Genomic DNA, 19,081 nt, shown 5'->3' with positions numbered 1-19,081 from the left:
TTTTTACTTTGGCATGACTTATCAGGGACACACAGTGCGCCAACTTCCTCTGCTGCTCGCTTGCCTGTTGCTGCAGGCTTGTACACAAACGCAAAAAGGGCTGGAACAAACCGTGATGCTAGCCATCAGCGGCCCCGATGATGTAACCGTTACTGACCAACAGGTAGACGCTCTGCCTTACGCCAGCATTTACGCCCGAATCAATGAAGGCCCGCGTATTTTTGTTGTGCTGGGTTACAACGAAAACAATCAACAAAAATGGGTAACGCAAGACAAAGCCATGCTGGTGACCGCAAAGGGTCGTTTGATTAAAACGCTGGGCCTGCCAGACGATTTACAACAGGTTAGCAATCTGCAGCAGGATCCACTCGCAGACAGCCTGCACATTCAAGAGGGTGCAAGCTGGACACGCATTGTGCAGTGGACCGAACAAGGTAAAGTGCGCGCTGGCACGGTCAGTTCCACTTTCCAGCGCGGCGACGATGAAGTGATAGAGATTGCGGGTAATCGCATCGCCTGTCGGGTTTGGCATGAGCAGGCGCGTATCGACAGCTTGGGTCGCGAATGGGAAAACACGTTCTGGATCGATAACCGCAGCGGCGAAGTGGTGCAAGCCCATCAGATGCTGGCGGCGGATGCCTTCCCTGTTGAAATCACCATCCTGAAGCCGGCAAAATCATGAAAAAAATAACGCTAATGCTGACCGGTCTCAGCCTGTTCAGCGCAACAGTTTTGGCTGAAGGCCAGATAACAGTCCATGCGCCGCACAATCAGAACAGCGTGCAAATTGATGCCGTACAAAACCTGGCACAGCTGATGACACAACCTGCACTGCTGCCCTTTAGCCAGGGCGCGGTTATCGCTGAACGCGGTGCCACCGCCGTGGCACAGCAACAATACCAACAAACCCTGGCCCAGTTGCGGGCATGGCGTGCCGACAGCAGCGGCGATCGTGCTGTTGCTATCGATGAAGTACTTCGTCAGTTAGGTGAAATCAACGTTACCGGACGCCAGTTTACCCCGCTGGATCCCGACTGGATTCGTCTGCACCCCGCTGATAATCGCCGCCTCGAAGGGCAATACGATCTTTATCTGGCTGCGCCGTCAAATACCGTACTCGTGCTGGGCGCACTCTCCGGTGCCGGGAAAGTCACCTGGCAGCCAGGCCAATCGGTCCGTCAGTATCTGGCAAATCATGAGCTTCTCTCCGGTGCTGAGCATAATTTTGCCACGGTGATCTCCCCTTCCGGTACGACCCAGCAAGTGCCTGTCGCTTACTGGAACCACCGTCATGCTGAAGTTGAACCCGGCAGCATTATTTGGCTCGGTTTCTCTTCATGGAGCTTGCCTGGCGCTTATGACGACCTGAACAGTCGCATGCTTACCGTTCTGACTCACCGGATACCAGACTGATGAAAAAACGTTATCTCTTCAGCCTGTTGGCTGTTTCTGTGGCGACCGCGTGTCAGGTACAAGCTGACACCTGGCAGGAACCGGTTGGCCCTTCTCAATCGGACTTTGGTGGTGTTGGCCTGCTGCAAGTGCCTACGGCGCGCATGGCAAAAGAGGGTGAATTTAGCCTGAACTTCCGCGATAACGATCAATATCGCTATTACTCTGCGTCATTGCAGCTATTTCCCTGGCTGGAAACCACCGTGCGCTATACCGATGTGCGCACCCGTGAGTACAGCGCCGTTTCATCATTCAGCGGCAATCAAAGTTACAAAGATAAAGCGTTCGACCTGAAGTTACGCTTGTGGCAGGAAGGTTACTATTTGCCGGAAGTCTCATTGGGTACACGCGATCTCGGCGGCACCGGTTTGTTCGACAGCGAATATCTGGTCGCCAGCAAAGCCTGGGGTCCGTTTGATTTCACGCTCGGCCTTGGCTGGGGCTACCTTGGTAACAGCGGTACGGTCAAAAACCCCTTCTGCTCTTATAGCGACAGCTATTGCCAGCGCCCGGGCGTAGGCCAGGCGGGTTCGATCAACGGCTCACAAATGTTCCATGGCCCAAGCGCCCTGTTTGGCGGTGTGGAGTATCAAACGCCGTGGCAGCCGCTGCGCCTGAAGATGGAATATGAAGGCAACGATTATCAAGATGATTTTGCCGGTCGTTTAGAGCAGCGCAGCAAGCTGAACGTCGGCGCTATTTATCGAGTTACCGATTGGGCTGATATCAACGCCAGCTACGAACGCGGCAATACGTTTATGTTTGGTGTGACCATTCGCACTAACTTCAATGACCTGCGTCAGGAACATCTCGACAGCGCTAAACCTGCCTACGATCCGCATCCGCAGCCGACGCTGTTAGAACCGACAGTGGTTGCCAACCAGTTAACTGACCTGAAGTACAACGCCGGGCTGAATGGCCCGCGTATCCAGACTAAAGGCCATACGCTGTTTGTCTCTGGCGAGCAGACTAAATATCGTGATACGCGTGAAGGTGTTGATCGCGCAAACCGTATAATGATGAATAACCTGCCGGCTGGCATCGACACCATTAACGTCACAGAATCGCGCTTTAACATGCCGCAGGTCACCACCGAAACCAAGGTTTCCAGCCTGCACAATGAACTGGCTGGTTATCCGTTGGGCCATGAACAACCTTTGCAGCAAACGCGTAAAAATCCGGTTGATGCCGGACAAACTGAACAAGGGATGTTTATCCGTAAGGATCGCCTGAATTACAGTTTGTCGCCGGTGCTAAACCAATCGGTGGGCGGCCCAGAAAGTTTTTATATGTATCAGGTTGGCGTAATGGGTAACGTTGATTTCTGGCTTACCGATCACCTGTTGGTTGGCGGCAGCCTGTTTGGCAACCTTGCTAATAACTACGACAAGTTTAACTACAACGGCGCGCCTGCCGATTCAACCTTGCCCCGCGTACGTACTCACATTCGTGATTACGTCGAGAACAATGTGTACGTCAATGACCTGCAAGCCAATTACATGGGACATCTCGGTAATGGCTTCTACGGTCAGATATACGGTGGCTACCTTGAAACGATGTACGGTGGCGTCGGTGGCGAACTGCTTTATCGCCCGGTCGACAGCAACTGGGCAGTGGGCGTGGATGCAAACTATGTCCGCCAGCGTGACTGGGACAACATGATGCAGTTCACCAACTACAAGGCGCCAACGGGTAATGTCACCGCTTACTGGCGTCCGTGGTTTATGCAGGATGTGTTGGTGAAAGCCAGCGTCGGGCAGTATCTGGCGAAAGACAAAGGCGTCACGGTAGATCTCTCCAAACGCTTCGACAGCGGCGTGATGGTTGGTGTCTACGCCACCAAAACCAACGTCTCGTCAGAAGAGTATGGCGAAGGTGACTTCACCAAAGGCTTCTATATCTCTATTCCGATGGATCTCTTCACTGTGACGCCAACGCGTGGCCGTGCGCAGGTTAACTGGGTGCCGCTGACGCGTGATGGCGGTCAGATGCTGGGACGTAAATACCAGCTGTATGATTTGACCTCCGATCGTGACGCACGATTCAACTGATACCTGAGAGAATAAAACAAGGGCGACCACCGGGTCGCCCTTGTTGTTTACGCTGTTCTGCTGCTAATCCGCATCGTAACCCAGGTTCGGTGCCAGCCAGCGTTCGACTTCCGTTACCGACATCCCTTTACGTGCCGCATAATCCTCAACCTGATCGCGCTGAATCTGCGCCACTGCAAAGTAGCGGCTGTCAGGATGGCTGAAGTACCAACCTGAAACTGATGCGCCAGGCCACATGGCAAAAGATTCCGTCAGCTTCATACCGGTCATGGTTTCAACGTCCAGCAGTTGCCAAATCGCGGCTTTCTCGGTGTGCTCCGGACAGGCCGGATAACCTGGCGCAGGGCGAATTCCCTGATAATTTTCGCGAATCAACTCTTCATTGCTGAGGTTTTCATTCGGCGAAAAGCCCCAAATCACTTTACGCACCCGCTCATGCAGATACTCGGCAAATGCTTCTGCCAGACGATCGGCGAGCGCCTTAACCATGATTTTGTTGTAGTCGTCATGCTGACGATCGTAAGCCTCTGCCAGCTCATCTTCTTCGAGTCCGCCTGTAACGGCAAACGCGCCAAAGTAGTCCGCTTTTCCGCTGCTTTTAGGGGCGACGAAATCGGCCAGGCAGTAGTTGGCGAAGTCGGTTTTCTCTGTCTGCTGACGTAAGTGATGACTCACACTTATTACGTCGTCACGCTGCTCATCTTTGTAGATATGAATGTCATCACCAACGCTATTGGCCGGGAAAATACCGACGACACCGCGTGGCGTCAGTGCGCCTTTTTCACTCAGCTTATCCAGCATATCGTTGGCGTCGGCAAACAGGCGTTTCGCCTCTTCACCTACCACCTCATCTTCAAGGATGCGCGGATATTTGCCCGCCAGCGACCAGGTCATAAAAAACGGCGTCCAGTCGATGTAGTTACGCAACGTATCAATGCTCGCCTCTACCGCGCTAACACCAAGACGATGCGCCACCGGCGGCGTGTAACTTTCCCAGTCAAGGCTGGTGGCGTTATCACGCGCAACCTGCAATGAAACCGGCGGCGTACGCGGTTTCTTGCGGGCGTGCTGAATACGCACAGTTTCGTACTCTTTGCGGGTGCGCGCCACGAAGTCATCTTTCAGCGTAGCGGATAACAGTGAGGAAACCACGCCAACCGTGCGCGAGGCATTTTGCACATACACTGTCGGGCCGCTGTAGTTCTGCTCAATTTTCACCGCGGTATGCGCTTTTGATGTGGTCGCGCCGCCAATCAGCAGCGGCAGCGTGAAGCCTTGACGCTCCATCTCTTTGGCCATATTGACCATTTCATCCAGCGACGGCGTGATCAAGCCCGATAAGCCAATGATGTCAGCGTTCACTTCGCGGGCGGTTTTCAGAATTTTTTCGCCCGGTACCATCACGCCAAGATCGATGATTTCGTAGTTATTACACTGCAACACCACGCCAACGATATTTTTACCGATGTCGTGCACATCGCCTTTTACCGTCGCCAGCACGATTTTGCCGTTGCTGCGCCCCGCTTCTTTGCTCGCCTCAATAAAGGGTTGCAGGTAAGCCACCGCTTGCTTCATCACCCGCGCTGATTTTACTACCTGCGGCAGGAACATTTTGCCCTCGCCAAACAGATCGCCCACCACGTTCATACCTGACATCAGCGGACCTTCGATCACTTCAATTGGACGCGGAGCCTGCTGACGCGCCTCTTCAGTATCCTGTTCAATAAATTCGGTAATGCCTTTAACCAGCGAATATTCCAGGCGCTTTACCACGTCCCAACTGCGCCATTCAGCCAGCTGTTTTTCTTGTGAGCCATCGCTTTTGCCGCCGCGATATTTCTCGGCTAAATCCAACAGCCGTTCGGTGCCATCATCGCGGCGGTTGAGAATAACGTCTTCGACCGCGTTTCGCAGTTCGTCAGCCAAATCGTCATAAATCGCCAGCTGACCGGCGTTGACGATCCCCATATCCATGCCTTTTTGGATGGCGTAATAGAGGAACACGGCGTGAATCGCCTCACGCACCGGGTCGTTGCCGCGGAATGAGAACGAGACGTTGGACACGCCGCCAGAAATCATCGCATGTGGTAATTCGCGTTTGATGTCTTCACAGGCGCCGATGAAATCCATTGCGTAGTTGTTGTGTTCTTCAATGCCGGTCGCCACCGCAAAGATATTGGGGTCAAAAATGATGTCTTCCGGCGGGAAGCCCACTTGCTCAGTCAGGATTTTGTAGGCGCGGCGACAGATTTCAATTTTTCGCGCGCGCGTATCTGCCTGACCGACTTCGTCAAACGCCATTACTACCATCGCGGCGCCGTAACGACGTACCTGACGCGCATGATGAATAAAGGCCTCTTCGCCCTCTTTCATTGAGATGGAGTTCACGATGCCTTTGCCCTGAATACATTGCAGGCCTTTTTCGATCACTTCCCATTTCGAGGAGTCGATCATGATCGGCACGCGTGAAATGTCAGGTTCACCGGCGATCAGATTCAGGAAACGCACCATCGCCGCTTCGGCGTCAAGCATGCCTTCATCCATGTTGATGTCGATGATTTGCGCGCCGCTTTCAACCTGCTGCAACGCCACTTCCAGCGCTTCGTTGTACTTATCTTCTTTAATCAGGCGTTTGAACTTGGCTGAACCGGTGACGTTGGTACGTTCACCCACGTTCACGAACAGCGACTCAGCGGTAATATTTAGCGGTTCAAGACCCGAAAGCCGGCAAGCGACGGGGATTTCTGGCAGCTTACGTGGCGCAACACCTTCAACCGCACGCACCATTGCGGCAATGTGCTCCGGCGTAGTCCCACAGCAGCCGCCGATAATATTGAGAAAGCCTGACGTCGCCCATTCACCAATCTGCTGCGCCATAATGTCGGCGTCGAGGTCATATTCACCAAAGGCGTTGGGTAAACCCGCGTTTGGATGGGCGGTAACGTAACCTTCCGCAATGCGCGACAGCTCCGCCACATACTGACGCAGCTCATCGGGACCCAGCGCACAGTTAAGGCCAAACGACAGCGGTTCAGCGTGACGCAGCGAGTTATAAAAGGCTTCAGTGGTTTGCCCAGAAAGCGTTCGCCCAGAAGCGTCGGTGATAGTGCCCGAGATCATCAGCGGCAGATCCACGCCCAGCGCTTCCATCTCAGTTTTAACCGCGTAAACCGCCGCTTTGGCGTTCAGGGTATCAAACACCGTTTCAATCATGATGATGTCAGAACCCCCTTCCACCAGCGCCCGTGTGGATTCACGATAAGCATCCACCAACTGATTGAAGGTCACGTTACGATAAGCGGGATCGTTAACATCCGGCGAGATCGAGCACGTGCGGTTAGTTGGGCCTAATACGCCCGCGACATAGCGTGGACGATCCGGCGTTTTCGCCGTCCATTCATCTGCGCTGGCGCGCGCAAGCCTGGCGGCTTCGAAGTTGATCTCTGCCGACAGCGATTCCATCTGGTAATCCGCCATCGCGATGGTGGTAGAGTTAAAGGTATTGGTTTCGAGAATATCGGCACCCGCGGCAAGGTAGGCGTTGTGGATCTCGCGGATCACTTCCGGCTTGCTCAATACCAGCAGATCGTTGTTACCTTTGAGATCGCAGGGCCAGTCAGCGAAACGGCTGCCGCGAAAATCCTGCTCATCCAGCTTGTAGCTCTGGATCATGGTGCCCATGCCGCCGTCCAACACCATAATGCGTTGCGCGAGCTGCTGATGCAGCGCTTCGATTTTGTTGCTCACTGTTGCCTCATTAACGTCAATCTGCTGGCAGAAATACCCGCCCGACATACTGTCATAACTTCGTGAAGGGTCAAAGCAACCTTGGATGAGACATTTTCAGGCAAAACGACTAACAGATCCGACCAGAAAAGCGTTGATTGCAAATCAGCCAATTAAAACGAAAATGATTTCCATATTGCAGAAGGAGAAACAGCAATGGTTACACCTGTGGCCGCCAAACGCGGTAAGAAACCTCGCGGCACGATCGCTGCTACACCTGCAGTCGGGCAGGTTCAATCCTTAACCCGTGGCCTGACGTTACTGGAACTGATCGCGGATTCTCACGGCAGCGTCGCGCTCACCGAACTCGCTCAGCAAGCGGGTTTACCTAATTCCACCACGCATCGTTTACTGACTACCATGCAGCAGCAAGGCTTTGTGCGTCAGGTCGGCGATCTCGGCTTTTGGACTATTGGCGCCCACGCTTTTGTGGTCGGCAGCAGCTTTTTGCAGAGCCGCAATCTGCTGGCCTTGGTGCATCCGGTGTTGCGCTCGTTAATGGAGACGTCGGGTGAAACCGTTAATCTGGCGGTGCTGGATCTCAGCGATCATCAAGCGGTGATTATCGATCAAGTGCAGTGTACGCAGTTGATGCGTATGTCTGCGCCCATTGGGGGAAAATTACCGATGCACGCCTCTGGCGCGGGCAAAGTATTTCTGGCGCATCTGACCGACGAACAGGTCACCGCGCTGCTGCATCAAAAAGGATTACATCACTACACACCCAAGACGCTGATGTCGCCGCAAAGCCTCAAAGCAAACCTGGCGCAGGTGCGTAAAGCGGGATTCTCATTTGATGATGAAGAACATGCGCTGGGCCTGCGCTGTGTGGCAGCACCGATTTATGACGAACACGGTGAAGCCTTCGCCGCGATCTCTATTTCAGGGCCGATTGCACGCATGACTGACGATCGCATCACCGAGTTAGGCGCGCTGGTCATTCGTGAAGCACGTCAGGTAACGCTGGCGTACAGCGGACGTTAGCGTAACGCTCGCTGAAGCGCTGCGCCTGCTGCCAGGCGATGACCTCCTCGACGTGACCTTGCGTGATGCGCTGCTGCTGGGCACGCCACCAGCTCGCGTCGAAAAGCTCAGGGTGCAGCTGCTGTAACAGCGCGCCTGTTGCCGCTTCACTGCACAATGCGTAGCGAAAGGTTTCAGGAAAAACATCATCCACTCCCACGCTGTACCAAGGCTCAGCGCTTAACTCATCCTCTTCATAACGCGCTGCCGGCACGTCACGAAAATGGAGTTCACTCATTGGGCGGATTTCATCGTAGTCATAAAACACCACGCGACCATGGCGCGTCATACCAAAATTTTTAAACAACATATCACCAGGAAAGATATTGGCCGCCGCCAACTGTTTGATGGCATTACCGTATTCCGTGATGGCATGCTTTCGCTGTGCGGCATTCGCCTGAGTAAGATAAAGGTTGAGCGGCTGCATACGCCGCTCCAGCCAAAGATGGCGGATGATGAGGCGATCGCCTTCAATATGCATTTTTTCAGCAATCGTCGCGTTAAGTTCCGCCATTAGCGCAGGAGAAATTTGCTTCAACGGCAGCGCGAACTGCTCAAATTCCTGAGTATCCGCCATGCGTCCTACGCGATCGTGTTCTTTAACCAATTGATAACAGGCGCGCACCTGCGCTTCTGTGACCTCTTTTTGTGGGGCAAAGCGGTCTTTGATCACTTTGAATACCCGATCAAATCCTGGCAGCGTGAACACCATCATCACCATGCCACGCACGCCAGGCGCGACTTCACAAGGGTGCTGCGTGTTAGCCAACGCCTGGAGGTACTCGCGATAGCTTTCAGTTTTACCGTGTTTCTGGCAGCCGATTGCCATATAGCGTTCAGCGAGCGTTTTGCCCGGTAGAATCGGCTGTAGCCACGCCACCAGCGCGGCGGGGATCGGCGCATAAACCATGAAATAAGCGCGCGCGAAACCAAACACAATGCTGGCATCGTCCCTCGCCGTTAGGCAAGTATCGATCCACAATTCGCCCTTTTCGCTGCGCTGAATCGGGAGCAGAAAAGGATAAATTCCCTGCGGCAAATGCAACCGCGCCACAATCCAGGCGGTTTTATTACGGAAAAAAAGTTCACAGCTTACGTCCAGCCAACCCTGTTCTAATTCCACGGCCGTAAAGTGTTCATTGAGATGCTGCACAATCCACTTTTCATCCCGCGCACTATCCTGCCACTGAAGTGTTAAAGGCAGATCGCGCAGCAGCTGATGAATCAGCGCCAGCCAGCCTTGCTGCGGTTGATAGCAGCGAGAGAGCGGACGCGAAGGCGCAATATTTGTCGCACCAGGTTGCGAGCTCACGATAAACAAACGCTGGGGTTGTAAATGTTCGTGTCCATGCAGTCGGCAATAAACCGAGTTGAAAAAGCTTTCAGCAATTTCATAGCGTGGGTAGCCCGGCAGCAAGGTTTCGTAATGACTTTTTACCCGCAACCAAAACGCATCATCCCAGCTGGCGGCGCCGTTCAGAATGCGCAGCTGATCGGCGACTAACCCAACATGATGATCATAAAGATGAATACGTGCTTTCATCGCCTGCTGCACCGCATGCCATTCGGCCTGCTCGAAGCGCTGCTGCGCGCCAGCGGTGATATCCAGAAAGCGACCATACTGGGCGTCGAAACCTTGCAGAATGGTATGGGCAATCAACGATTCGCGTGGCGGCATGGCGCGTCCCCCATAAAAAGCCCGCCTGTGAAGTGGCAGGCGGGAAACAGAGACAGAGAATTAAAACTGATGTTCTTCCGTCGAGCCGGTTAGCGCCGTCACCGACGATTTTCCGCCCTGAATAAGGGTGGTGACCTGATCGAAATAGCCGGTGCCGACTTCCTGTTGATGCGAAGCGAAGCTGTAACCGCGTTCACGGGCTGCGAATTCTGGCTGCTGCACTTTTTCCACGTAGTGTCGCATCCCTTCGCCTTGCGCATAGGCCTGGGCAAGGTCGAACATGTTGAACCACATACTGTGAATGCCCGCCAGCGTGATGAACTGAAAGCGATACCCCATCTCGCTTAGCGCCTGCTGAAAGCTGGCGATGGTGCTGTCGTCGAGATTTTTTTTCCAGTTGAATGAGGGCGAACAGTTGTAGGCCAGCAGCTTGCCAGGAAACTGAGCGTGGATTGCCTCGGCAAAACGGGCTGCCATCGCCAGATCGGGCGTGGATGTTTCACACCACAGTACGTCGGCATAGGGTGCGTAAGCCAGGCCACGACTGATCGCCTGTTCAATACCAGCGTTGGTACGGAAGAATCCTTCGGCGGTACGATCGCCACGAATAAACGGACGGTCATATTCATCGCAATCGGACGTGATCAAATCTGCAGCGTCAGCGTCAGTGCGCGCCAGCAAGATCGTTGACACGCCCATCACATCTGCAGCTAAACGCGCCGCAACCAGTTTTTGCACGGCTTCCTGCGTGGGCACCAACACCTTGCCCCCCATGTGACCACACTTTTTCACCGCAGCCAGCTGATCTTCAAAATGCACCGCCGATGCCCCCGCGCTGATCATCGATTTCATTAACTCAAAGGCATTCAGTACCCCGCCAAAACCCGCTTCTGCATCAGCGACAATCGGCAAGAAATAGTCGATGTAGCGGCTGTCGCCAGGCTCAATGCCGCTGGACCATTGAATCTGATCGGCGCGCTGAAAGGTTCGGTTGATACGTTCGATCACCTCGGGCACGGAGTTCACTGGATACAACGATTGATCCGGGTACATCTGCCCAGCGACGTTGGCGTCTGCCGCGACTTGCCAACCGGAAAGGTAAATGGCTTCAATGCCAGCTTTGGCCTGCTGCAAAGCCTGGCCGCCCGTTAACGCGCCAAGACTGTTGATATAGCCTTTCTTCGCCTCGCCATTAAGCAATGACCATAATTTCTCCGCGCCACGTTCCGCCAGCGTGCAGGCTGGATTAACGGAACCGCGCAGGTTAACGACATCTGCCGCGCTGTAAGGGCGAGTGATGCCTTTCCAGCGACTATTTTGCCAACCCTGTTCGAGTTGTTGAATTTGTTGGGTACGTATCATAGCAACGGCTCCTTCATTCATGGGATCAGGCGGTAGCCCGGCAGAGTGAGAAACGAAACCAATTTATCTTCTGTGGTGATTTGCACCATTAGCTGCGCAGCTTCACCATAGCGACCGGCATTGAAACGCGCATCGCCCAGCGAGGTTTGTAGGTTAATGAGCTCTTCGGTAAGCCATTTCTGGAACAGCTCGGTGGTTACGCGTTGTCCATCGTTGAGCTTTTGCTGATGGCGTATCCATTGCCAGATTGAGGTACGTGAGATTTCAGCGGTGGCGGCATCTTCCATCAATCCTTCAATCGGGACGCAGCCGTTACCGCCAATCCAAGCTTCGAGATAGTGCAGCGCAACGCGAATATTCGCACGCATTCCCGCTTCGGTACGCTCGCCTTCACAAGGTGCCAGTAATTGCTCGGCAACGATTGCGGCGTCATCATTTCGCATCACATCAAGCTGGTTCAGTCTGTTGCCCAACACGTCATCGAATACCGCTTTTGCCGTGTCTGCCAGTCCCGGATGCGCAATCCATGTGCCGTCATGCCCATTGTTTGCTTCGCGCTGCTTATCTTCTTTTACCCGCTGTAACACCCATTCGTTACGCGCAGCCTCTTTACTCGGAATCAGCGCCGACATGCCGCCCATCGCGAACGCGCCACGACGATGGCAGGTTTTGATCAGCAAGCGGGAATAACAGTCCAGAAACGGCTGCGCCATGCTAATGGATTGACGATCGGGAAGAATACGATCGGGATGCTGACGCAACGTTTTGATGTAGCTGAAGATGTAATCCCAGCGACCGCAGTTCAGTCCCACAATGTGATCGCGCAGATTCCAGAGGATCTCATCCATCTGAAACACCGCCGGTAACGTTTCGATTAAAACGGTGGCTTTAATTGTGCCGCGCGGTAGATCAAAACGATCCTCGGTAAAAGTGAAGATCTCACGCCACCAGCCGATCTCTTGTCCGCTCTCAGTTTTTGGCAAATAAAAATAGGGGCCGCTGCCCTTTGCCAGTAGCGCTTCGACGTTATGAAAAAAGTAGAGCGCGAAATCAAACAAGCCGCCGGATATTGGCTTTCCTTGCCACTGAACGTGCTTTTCTGACAGATGTAAGCCGCGCACCCGACACATCAACACTGCAGGATTGGCGCACAGCTGATAGATTTTGCCGTTATCGCCAGTAAAGCGCAGCGTTCCCTTTACGGCTTCACGTAGGGTTTGTTGTCCTTCGATCAGTTTCTGCCATTCAGGCGTGAGTGAATCCTCAAAATCTGCCATAAAAACATTAACGTTGGCATTCAGGGCGTTAATCACCATTTTGCGATCGGGCGGCCCGGTAATTTCCACCCGACGATCCCTCAAATCTTGTGGAATAGCTCGGATCCGCCACTCGCCTTCTATTATGGAATCCGTTTCCATATCGAATCCTGGAAGTTCTCCCTCGTCGTAACGTTGCTGCCGCTGCTGACGTATCGCTAATAAAGCCTCACGTTGCGCAGTAAAACGTTCGACCAATGCATGCAAAAACGCAATCGCTTCTGGGGTAAGAAGCTGCTGTTCGGCATGATTAAAGGGCTGAGTGAAATCTAAAGCATTACTGATAACCGAGTCTGTCATGGTGGCTTACTCCTGTTATTAGCGAGATCGACGTGGGTGGATCCGAATGTAGGGTAATTTTTAAGCTACAGGATCAAAGCATATGCATTTTAATTTTAAAATCAAAAACTATTTCCATTTTAATCTTATTAACTATTTATCTTATTGATAAATAATTAATTAAAACATGTTTAATAGAAGGAATGGTTTTCACTACTGAAATACAGACACAAAAAAACCGTGACAGCGAGTGGCTATCACGGTCTGATTTGATGAAGTCGGGAATTACTCTAAGGTTGGATTCATATGGCGCAGATCGTATGGTGTGATCTGGTAGACGTAATAGTTAAGCCAGTTAGAAAACAACAGATTACCGTGGCTGCGCCATGTCGCACGCGGCGGCAACTCAGGATTATCCTGAGGAAAATAATTGTGCGGAATAGCAGGGTTTAAGCCAGCCTCATAATCACGATGGTATTCACCCGATAATGTCAGCGCATCATATTCCGGGTGCCCGGTGACAAACGCCAGACGTTTATCTTTACTGGCCATCAGATACGCGCCGGTTTGTTCCGATTCAGCAAACAGCTCAAGATCGGTGTAATCAGTGATGAGTTGAGTGGGAAAATCGGCATAACGTGAATGCGGAGCCAGGAAATTATCGTCAAATCCTCGGGTCAGCAAGGCGTGTGGATGCAGGGTTTGATGCTCAAAGACGCCAGATAATTTGTGCTGACGCGTTTGCTTGGGAATACCGTACAGGATATTTAGCGCGGCCTGAACTGCCCAACAGACAAACAGCGTTGAGGTGACGTGTTCCTTAGCCCAATGCAATATGCGCTGAATCTGCGGCCAGTAAGCAACATCATTGAAATCAACCAGCCCCAGCGGCGCACCTGTAACGATTAAGCCATCATAGTTGTCATGCTTAATATCTTCGAAATTACAGTAGAAGTTATTGAGATGCTCTGTAGGCGTATTGCGAGATTCGCGGCTATCGATGCGTAACAGCTGAATATCGATCTGCAAGGGCGAGTAAGAAAGCAGGCGCAGAAACTGGTTTTCAGTCTCAATCTTTTTAGGCATGAGATTCAGTACCAGTACTTTAAGCGGGCGGATCTCCTGAATACTGGCGCGCGATGACGTCATCACAAAAACATTTTCATTGCGCAAAAAATTCGCAGCCGGTAATTCGTCGGGAACCCTGATTGGCATAGCCTGCTTACCTCTTATAACCGTATAAACGTTTAGACATCCAGATGCCCAACCTTAGCCTGGTGACTCTGTAATGTCGAGACTTCATGCGAATGATGAAAATGTTTCAACTTAGATCGGCGAACATCTCGACAAAGGGCAAAATCACTGACGCATCGCTGCTGGCATGACGATAGAGTAACCAGGTTCGGCTTTTAAGTGCTGTACCAGCCACTTGCAAAGGTTGGCACCAAAGCCGATCTGAAAGCGGCTGATAGCTTGAAACAATGGCATATCCTAACCCACGCTCAACCATCGCCAGGCACACTTCCAATTTATCGACTTGCATCGCTATGCGCGGTGCTAGCGTGAAATTGGCATTCCACCATCGCTCAATCAGATGCGTAATATGCCCGCCATGGTTGATACGAATTTGTGGTAACTGCGGTAGCAGCTTTAAATCGAGTGGCTGCTGACTAACCAGCCAATAATCATCAATGTCGACCAGTCGTTTGCCATCGCGCCAGTGGTAATCATCTTTAACCAGCGCAACATGGATCTCCTCACGTTGCAGCTTTTGGTACATCTCCTCACTTAATCCGCTAACCAAATTTACCCGGATGCCACTGTGCTGCTGGCTAAAGCGCGCCAATATTTCTGGCAGACAATAGGCGGCATAATTGCTGGTTACGCCAATACGTAATTCACCCTGTCGCGGCAGATTCAAACTCTGTAGGGTTTGTCGCAATTGCTGTGACTCGTTAAGCATTTTCTCAGCATGTTGTGCCAGATAGCGCCCTTGAGCACTGAAAACTATTTGACGTCCACTCTCTTCGAATAATAAAACGCCTAGCTTGCGTTCAATCTGTTTCAGCCGATAACTCAGTGCGGGTTGCGACGTAAACAGTTGTTCTGCTGCGCGGGTAATGTTGTGGTATTGCCACACCGTATAAATAATCTGCCAATCTTTTTCGTTCACCGTCACGCTCCTGATAATGCCCCTTCCATAAAATAATTTTTGCTTTAAAGCCGCAAGCAATAAAAAAGCTCAATTGGGAATTAATGTTCAACGGGTTTATATCTGAGTAATACATTTTAATTCAATGCATTACTCGCACCTTTATGGTGAGAGAAAAGCCTTAGGTGCACCATGAAAGAGCAGAAGAATAAAATTATTTATGCTGTTGAGCAGTTACGAGACGCTATGACAGCACTGTCCCGCGATATACATAGCCATCCTGAGTTGAGCTTCAACGAGTATCGTTCCTCTGCTGCGTTGCAGCAGCCGCTTCGTGACGCTGGATTTATTCTTACCCAGCCGCTAGCAGAACTGGAAACCGCCTTTATTGCCCGTTATGACAGCGGCAAACCCGGGCCACGTATAGCGTTACTGGCAGAATATGATGCGCTGCCTGAATTAGGGCATGCCTGTGGACATAACTTGATTGGTACCGCCTCGGTAACAGCGGCTTTAGCGTTAGTGCAGAGTGGCGTGCTGAATTCAGGTTGTCTGGAAGTCATTGGCACGCCTGCAGAAGAGGAAGGCGGCGGAAAAATCATTATGGCCGAGCAAGGGATCTTTACCGATGTCGATGCTGTGATGATGTTTCATCCCAGAGAGAAAAACATGGTGACGCGCGGCGCGTTAGCTTGTGTTGATGCGGTATTCAAATTTTACGGCAAAGCAGCCCATGCTGCTTCCGCTCCCCATCTTGGTATCAGCGCGCTTGACGCCGTGATCCAGACATTTGTGGGTATCAATGGATTACGGCAGTTTTTTACAGATGATGTGCGCGTACACGGCATTATTACGCACGGTGGTGATGCCACAAATATTGTACCGGCCTATGCGGAAGCCAAATTCCTGATGCGTGCGGCAACAGTAACTGGCTTGCAAACGGTGCGACATAAAGTGTTCGCTGCCGTTGAAGCCGCAGCCGCAATGAGTGGCGCGCGCGTTGAGATTGAAGAAGGGCTAACTTATGCAGAGCGCAATAATAATCTGGCGCTAGCCGATTTGTTCCAGCACAACCTTTTGCAACTGGGTCTAACAACAGAAGCGCCACCGGAACGCGGTGGCGTTGGCTCCTCTGATATCGGTAATGTCAGCCAACTTACCGCAGCTATTCACCCTTATTTACGTATCGGCGACGTGGTGCCACATACCCCAGAATTCGCCATAGCGGCGGCTTCTGATGCAGGTATCGACGCCATGCTTAATGCAGCAAAAGCGTTAGCAATGACTGCGTTTGATCTGCAAGACCCTGAACACTTTCAATCTGTACGTCAGGAATTTTGTGCCTGGCAAGCGGCTCATTCTGTTGGAGATTCAAAATGAAATCAGCATTAACGTTACTGGCTACATTGGCCTTGGGGATGGCAGGCACAAGTTATGCCGCCGGAGAGACATTGCGTGTAGGCGCAGATTTGAGTTACCCACCTTTTCAGTATCGTGATCAAAACGGTACGCCAACCGGCTTTGAAATCGATATCACTAACGCGGTTTGCAAAGCAGTACAGGTCAAATGTGATTATGTCGTCAGCAGTTTCGACGCTGAGATTCCCTCATTGATGGCCAAAAAAGTCGATTTCATCTCCCCGTTAGGCGCAACAGCAAAACGGCGTAAATCCATTGATTTCAGCGATTTTATCTACCATATCCCTACAAAGTTAGTTGTGCATAAAGGGAGCAACTTACAACCTGACGTCGCGTCTTTGCTCGGCAAACGTATTGCAGTGCAGCAGGGTTCTATACAGGAAATGTATGCCAATAAATATTGGGCTCCTAAGGGTGTTGATATCGTGATGTATCCTGACCAGGACGTTATTTATCAAGATCTGGCTTCTGGCCGATTGGATGGCGCACTGAGCCCTGGCGTGGCGGTGACTTACGGCTTCCTGAATAAACCGGAAGGAAAAGATTTTGCTTTAACCGGCCCAGAAGTACGTGACGATCTGCTGTTCAGCATTGGTTCTGCCTATGGCGTGCGTAAAGACGATACAAAAACGCAGAAGTTGCTGAACGAAGGTCTGGCTAAAATCATGGCTGACGGTACTTGGGAAAAAGTGAAACAACACTATTTTGGCGATTTAGAAATGAAAGTTACTCGTGCAGAAAGTACCCATGCTGCCAAATGATTTGCAGCAGGCAATGCAAGCGCTGTTGCAATCGTTTCAGCATTTGCATCGCCTTTCGGGAAGCGCGGATGCTGAACGCAGCGTTGACTGGCTTTGCGCGCAACTGAGGACACATCAAATTCCTTTTAAGCGCGAGCGTTGTCGGCTCTGGCTTAGTGATCCTTTGGAAGGTTCGTTAATAGTGCAAGGCAGCGTGCCTTTAACAATCCCAGCAAAAACGCGCTCATTTTCAGCGCATTGCCCCGAAGGTATTGAGGCTGAGTTGTATTATGATCAACGCTCGCTGGTTTTTGTGCCTGAATTTGAATATGAAAGTTGGGCCAACGCAGTTCGCGGAAAACTCGTAGTGGCTGATCAAGGTTATGAAGATTATGTTCAGCGTCTTATGCAGGCGGGTGCGGCTGGATTAATTCATATTTGGGGTTCGGTGGAGCCGGCCTTGCATGAGGAAACGGTGGGCCCGATTTGGGGTACACCTGTACCCGATGACGTGCTGCGCTATCCAGCTTTGCCCGTAATAAGTATCAATCATCAGGAGGGTAAAACCCTTTTGCAGCATATGTTGCATTCACCGTTACAAGCATGCATTTTTACCCGGTTACATGAGCATGTCGCGGAGTGTTCGTTACCGATAGTGGAATTGACTGGGGAAAGCGAAGAGTTTGTCCTGCTCTCTTCTCACTACGATTCCTGGCATGAAGGCGTGACCGATAATGCAACGGGGAATGCACTTTGTCTGGCGATGGCGCTACATTTTGCTCATAACAGCGGACCGTTAAAACGAGGATTACGCATCGCGTTTTGGCCTGGACACTCAAATGCGCGTTATGGTGGCTCAACATGGTATGCCGATAACTATCGTGCCGAACTTATGCAGCATTGCGTGGCACATATCAACGTTGACTCCCCAGGCTGCGTGGGAGGTAGTGAAGTTGTCGTCAATGCCAGCGGTGCAGAATCCACATTCTGGTTGAATCAAGCGATAACATCGGTAACGGGAACCACTGCATCACGCATCACACCTATGGGCAAAGGCGGCGATCAGTCCTTTTGGGGATTAGGAATTCCATTGCATTTTGCATTGCGAGAAGAGCCAGCCTTACGCACTTCTCTTTCTCCGGGAAGCGGTGGCGGTTGGTGGTGGCATACTGAGGAAGATACGCTTGATAAAGTCGATGAGGCGCATTTATGGCGCGATGTACAAATTCATCAACGCTGGCTAGAGACATTACTGTTATCTGACACACTTCCTGTTGATCCAACAAGTTATGTCTGTGCATTACGCGGTGCCTTGGTTCAGCTGCAGAGCGAACTCGATCCGATGTTTTCTGTTAAGCCTATCGATCAAATGCTGCAAGCATTGGAAAAAGCATTATTGCTCGAGCATCAACCTTCTGATTTAAAAAGAGTAATTGGGATCTTGCATCGTGTGAGATATCGCGCGAGTGATGATTATCACCCTGATTTGAGTTATCACGGAGATGCTTTTCCCGGCTTGCAAATACTCCGTGGCCATAGATCAGAGCAGTGTAGTGAGCGCTTCTGGCTGATGCTTGAAACTCAATTTATACGGCAGCGTGATCGTGCATGTGAGTTATTTGCAGCGAGTTTAGACATTCTAAAAAGATAATGTGGGATTACTGGCGGGCTTTATTAGCTTGGTTTTAATAAAATTTAGACGTAAAAAAGCCCTTTGCGGATGCAAAGGGCTTTTTTACTTATTTGATGCCTGGCAGTTCCCTACTCTCGCATGGGGAGACCCCACACTACCATCGGCGCTACGGCGTTTCACTTCTGAGTTC

General features: G+C 51.6%; 13 protein-coding genes and 1 rRNA gene. 7 read left to right on the top strand and 7 right to left on the bottom strand.

Features of this window, described 5'->3' with window-relative positions; translation table 11 throughout:
- Positions 1-34 precede the first annotated feature (34 nt).
- Genes SC127_RS11305 through SC127_RS11295 form a run of 3 tightly spaced genes read left to right on the top strand, consistent with a single transcriptional unit; the run spans position 35 to position 3,503 of the window.
- Positions 35-682, top strand: coding sequence for a YjbF family lipoprotein (locus SC127_RS11305; RefSeq protein WP_243078804.1), 648 nt, complete (start codon positions 35-37; stop codon positions 680-682).
- Positions 679-1,413: a capsule biosynthesis GfcC family protein gene (locus SC127_RS11300; protein ID WP_215847923.1), complete on the top strand. Its 735-nt coding sequence runs from the start codon at positions 679-681 to the stop codon at positions 1,411-1,413. Before SC127_RS11305 ends, SC127_RS11300 begins: the two co-directional genes overlap by 4 nt.
- Positions 1,413-3,503, top strand: a complete 2,091-nt coding sequence (locus SC127_RS11295) for a YjbH domain-containing protein (protein WP_215847924.1) — start codon at positions 1,413-1,415, stop codon at positions 3,501-3,503. Before SC127_RS11300 ends, SC127_RS11295 begins: the two co-directional genes overlap by 1 nt.
- A 63-nt stretch (positions 3,504-3,566) precedes the next feature.
- On the opposite strand, the gene metH is transcribed toward SC127_RS11295, so the two are convergent.
- On the bottom strand, positions 3,567-7,250 hold the full coding sequence (metH, locus tag SC127_RS11290) for a methionine synthase (RefSeq protein WP_332626490.1): 3,684 nt from the start codon (positions 7,248-7,250) through the stop codon (positions 3,567-3,569).
- Between the two features lie 195 nt (positions 7,251-7,445).
- Here metH and iclR point away from each other — a divergent pair, with 195 nt between their 5' ends.
- Positions 7,446-8,273 carry a glyoxylate bypass operon transcriptional repressor IclR gene (gene iclR / locus SC127_RS11285; protein WP_215847925.1) on the top strand — a complete coding sequence of 276 codons (828 nt, stop codon included), beginning with the start codon at positions 7,446-7,448 and terminating at the stop codon, positions 8,271-8,273.
- Here iclR and aceK read toward each other — a convergent pair.
- The 5 genes from aceK to SC127_RS11260 all read right to left on the bottom strand — a co-directional run bounded on the left by aceK (position 8,227) and on the right by SC127_RS11260 (position 15,120).
- Positions 8,227-9,990, bottom strand: coding sequence for a bifunctional isocitrate dehydrogenase kinase/phosphatase (gene aceK, locus SC127_RS11280; RefSeq protein WP_332626488.1), 1,764 nt, complete (start codon positions 9,988-9,990; stop codon positions 8,227-8,229). The genes iclR and aceK overlap by 47 nt on opposite strands.
- Positions 9,991-10,050: 60 nt before the next feature.
- A complete protein-coding gene (aceA, locus tag SC127_RS11275) occupies positions 10,051-11,352 on the bottom strand; it encodes an isocitrate lyase (RefSeq protein WP_215847926.1) in 1,302 nt (433 codons plus the stop codon).
- Between the two features lie 17 nt (positions 11,353-11,369).
- On the bottom strand, positions 11,370-12,968 hold the full coding sequence (aceB, locus tag SC127_RS11270) for a malate synthase A (RefSeq protein WP_332626485.1): 1,599 nt from the start codon (positions 12,966-12,968) through the stop codon (positions 11,370-11,372).
- 264 nt (positions 12,969-13,232) lie between these two features.
- Complete coding sequence (metA, locus tag SC127_RS11265) at positions 13,233-14,162, bottom strand: homoserine O-acetyltransferase MetA (protein WP_215847928.1); 930 nt, start codon at positions 14,160-14,162, stop codon at positions 13,233-13,235.
- A gap of 106 nt (positions 14,163-14,268) precedes the next feature.
- Entirely contained in the window at positions 14,269-15,120 is an 852-nt protein-coding gene (locus SC127_RS11260; RefSeq protein WP_332626483.1) for a LysR family transcriptional regulator, read from the bottom strand.
- Between the two features lie 225 nt (positions 15,121-15,345).
- Between SC127_RS11260 and SC127_RS11255 the strand changes: the two genes are divergently transcribed.
- Genes SC127_RS11255 through SC127_RS11245 form a run of 3 tightly spaced genes read left to right on the top strand, consistent with a single transcriptional unit; the run spans position 15,346 to position 18,909 of the window.
- Complete coding sequence (locus SC127_RS11255; RefSeq protein WP_332626481.1) at positions 15,346-16,479, top strand: M20 family metallopeptidase; 1,134 nt, start codon at positions 15,346-15,348, stop codon at positions 16,477-16,479.
- Positions 16,476-17,279, top strand: coding sequence for a transporter substrate-binding domain-containing protein (locus SC127_RS11250; protein ID WP_243078812.1), 804 nt, complete (start codon positions 16,476-16,478; stop codon positions 17,277-17,279). The genes SC127_RS11255 and SC127_RS11250 overlap by 4 nt, the downstream gene beginning before the upstream one ends.
- Complete coding sequence (locus tag SC127_RS11245) at positions 17,266-18,909, top strand: M28 family peptidase (RefSeq protein ID WP_332626479.1); 1,644 nt, start codon at positions 17,266-17,268, stop codon at positions 18,907-18,909. Before SC127_RS11250 ends, SC127_RS11245 begins: the two co-directional genes overlap by 14 nt.
- Before the next feature lie 97 nt (positions 18,910-19,006).
- On the opposite strand, the gene rrf is transcribed toward SC127_RS11245, so the two are convergent.
- A 5S ribosomal RNA gene (rrf, locus tag SC127_RS22590) occupies positions 19,007-19,081 on the bottom strand; the annotation flags it as partial.

Source organism: Pantoea sp. T14, assembly GCF_036663535.1.
Taxonomy (GTDB): domain Bacteria; phylum Pseudomonadota; class Gammaproteobacteria; order Enterobacterales; family Enterobacteriaceae; genus Pantoea; species Pantoea phytostimulans.
Note: the sequence above shows the minus strand (reverse complement) of the source record. Positions and strands in the feature narration are given on the sequence as shown.

What these genes read in the sequence shown, in the direction of transcription:
- SC127_RS11300 (WP_215847923.1), top strand. Translation starts at nt 679, where the DNA reads ATGAAAAAAATAACGCTAATGCTGACCGGTCTCAGCCTGTTCAGCGCA.
- SC127_RS11295 (WP_215847924.1), top strand. Translation starts at nt 1,413, where the DNA reads ATGAAAAAACGTTATCTCTTCAGCCTGTTGGCTGTTTCTGTGGCGACC.
- iclR (WP_215847925.1), top strand. Translation starts at nt 7,446, where the DNA reads ATGGTTACACCTGTGGCCGCCAAACGCGGTAAGAAACCTCGCGGCACG.
- aceK (WP_332626488.1), bottom strand. Translation starts at nt 9,990, where the DNA reads ATGCCGCCACGCGAATCGTTGATTGCCCATACCATTCTGCAAGGTTTC.
- aceA (WP_215847926.1), bottom strand. Translation starts at nt 11,352, where the DNA reads ATGATACGTACCCAACAAATTCAACAACTCGAACAGGGTTGGCAAAAT.
- aceB (WP_332626485.1), bottom strand. Translation starts at nt 12,968, where the DNA reads ATGACAGACTCGGTTATCAGTAATGCTTTAGATTTCACTCAGCCCTTT.
- metA (WP_215847928.1), bottom strand. Translation starts at nt 14,162, where the DNA reads ATGCCAATCAGGGTTCCCGACGAATTACCGGCTGCGAATTTTTTGCGC.
- SC127_RS11255 (WP_332626481.1), top strand. Translation starts at nt 15,346, where the DNA reads ATGACAGCACTGTCCCGCGATATACATAGCCATCCTGAGTTGAGCTTC.
- SC127_RS11250 (WP_243078812.1), top strand. Translation starts at nt 16,476, where the DNA reads ATGAAATCAGCATTAACGTTACTGGCTACATTGGCCTTGGGGATGGCA.
- SC127_RS11245 (WP_332626479.1), top strand. Translation starts at nt 17,266, where the DNA reads ATGCTGCCAAATGATTTGCAGCAGGCAATGCAAGCGCTGTTGCAATCG.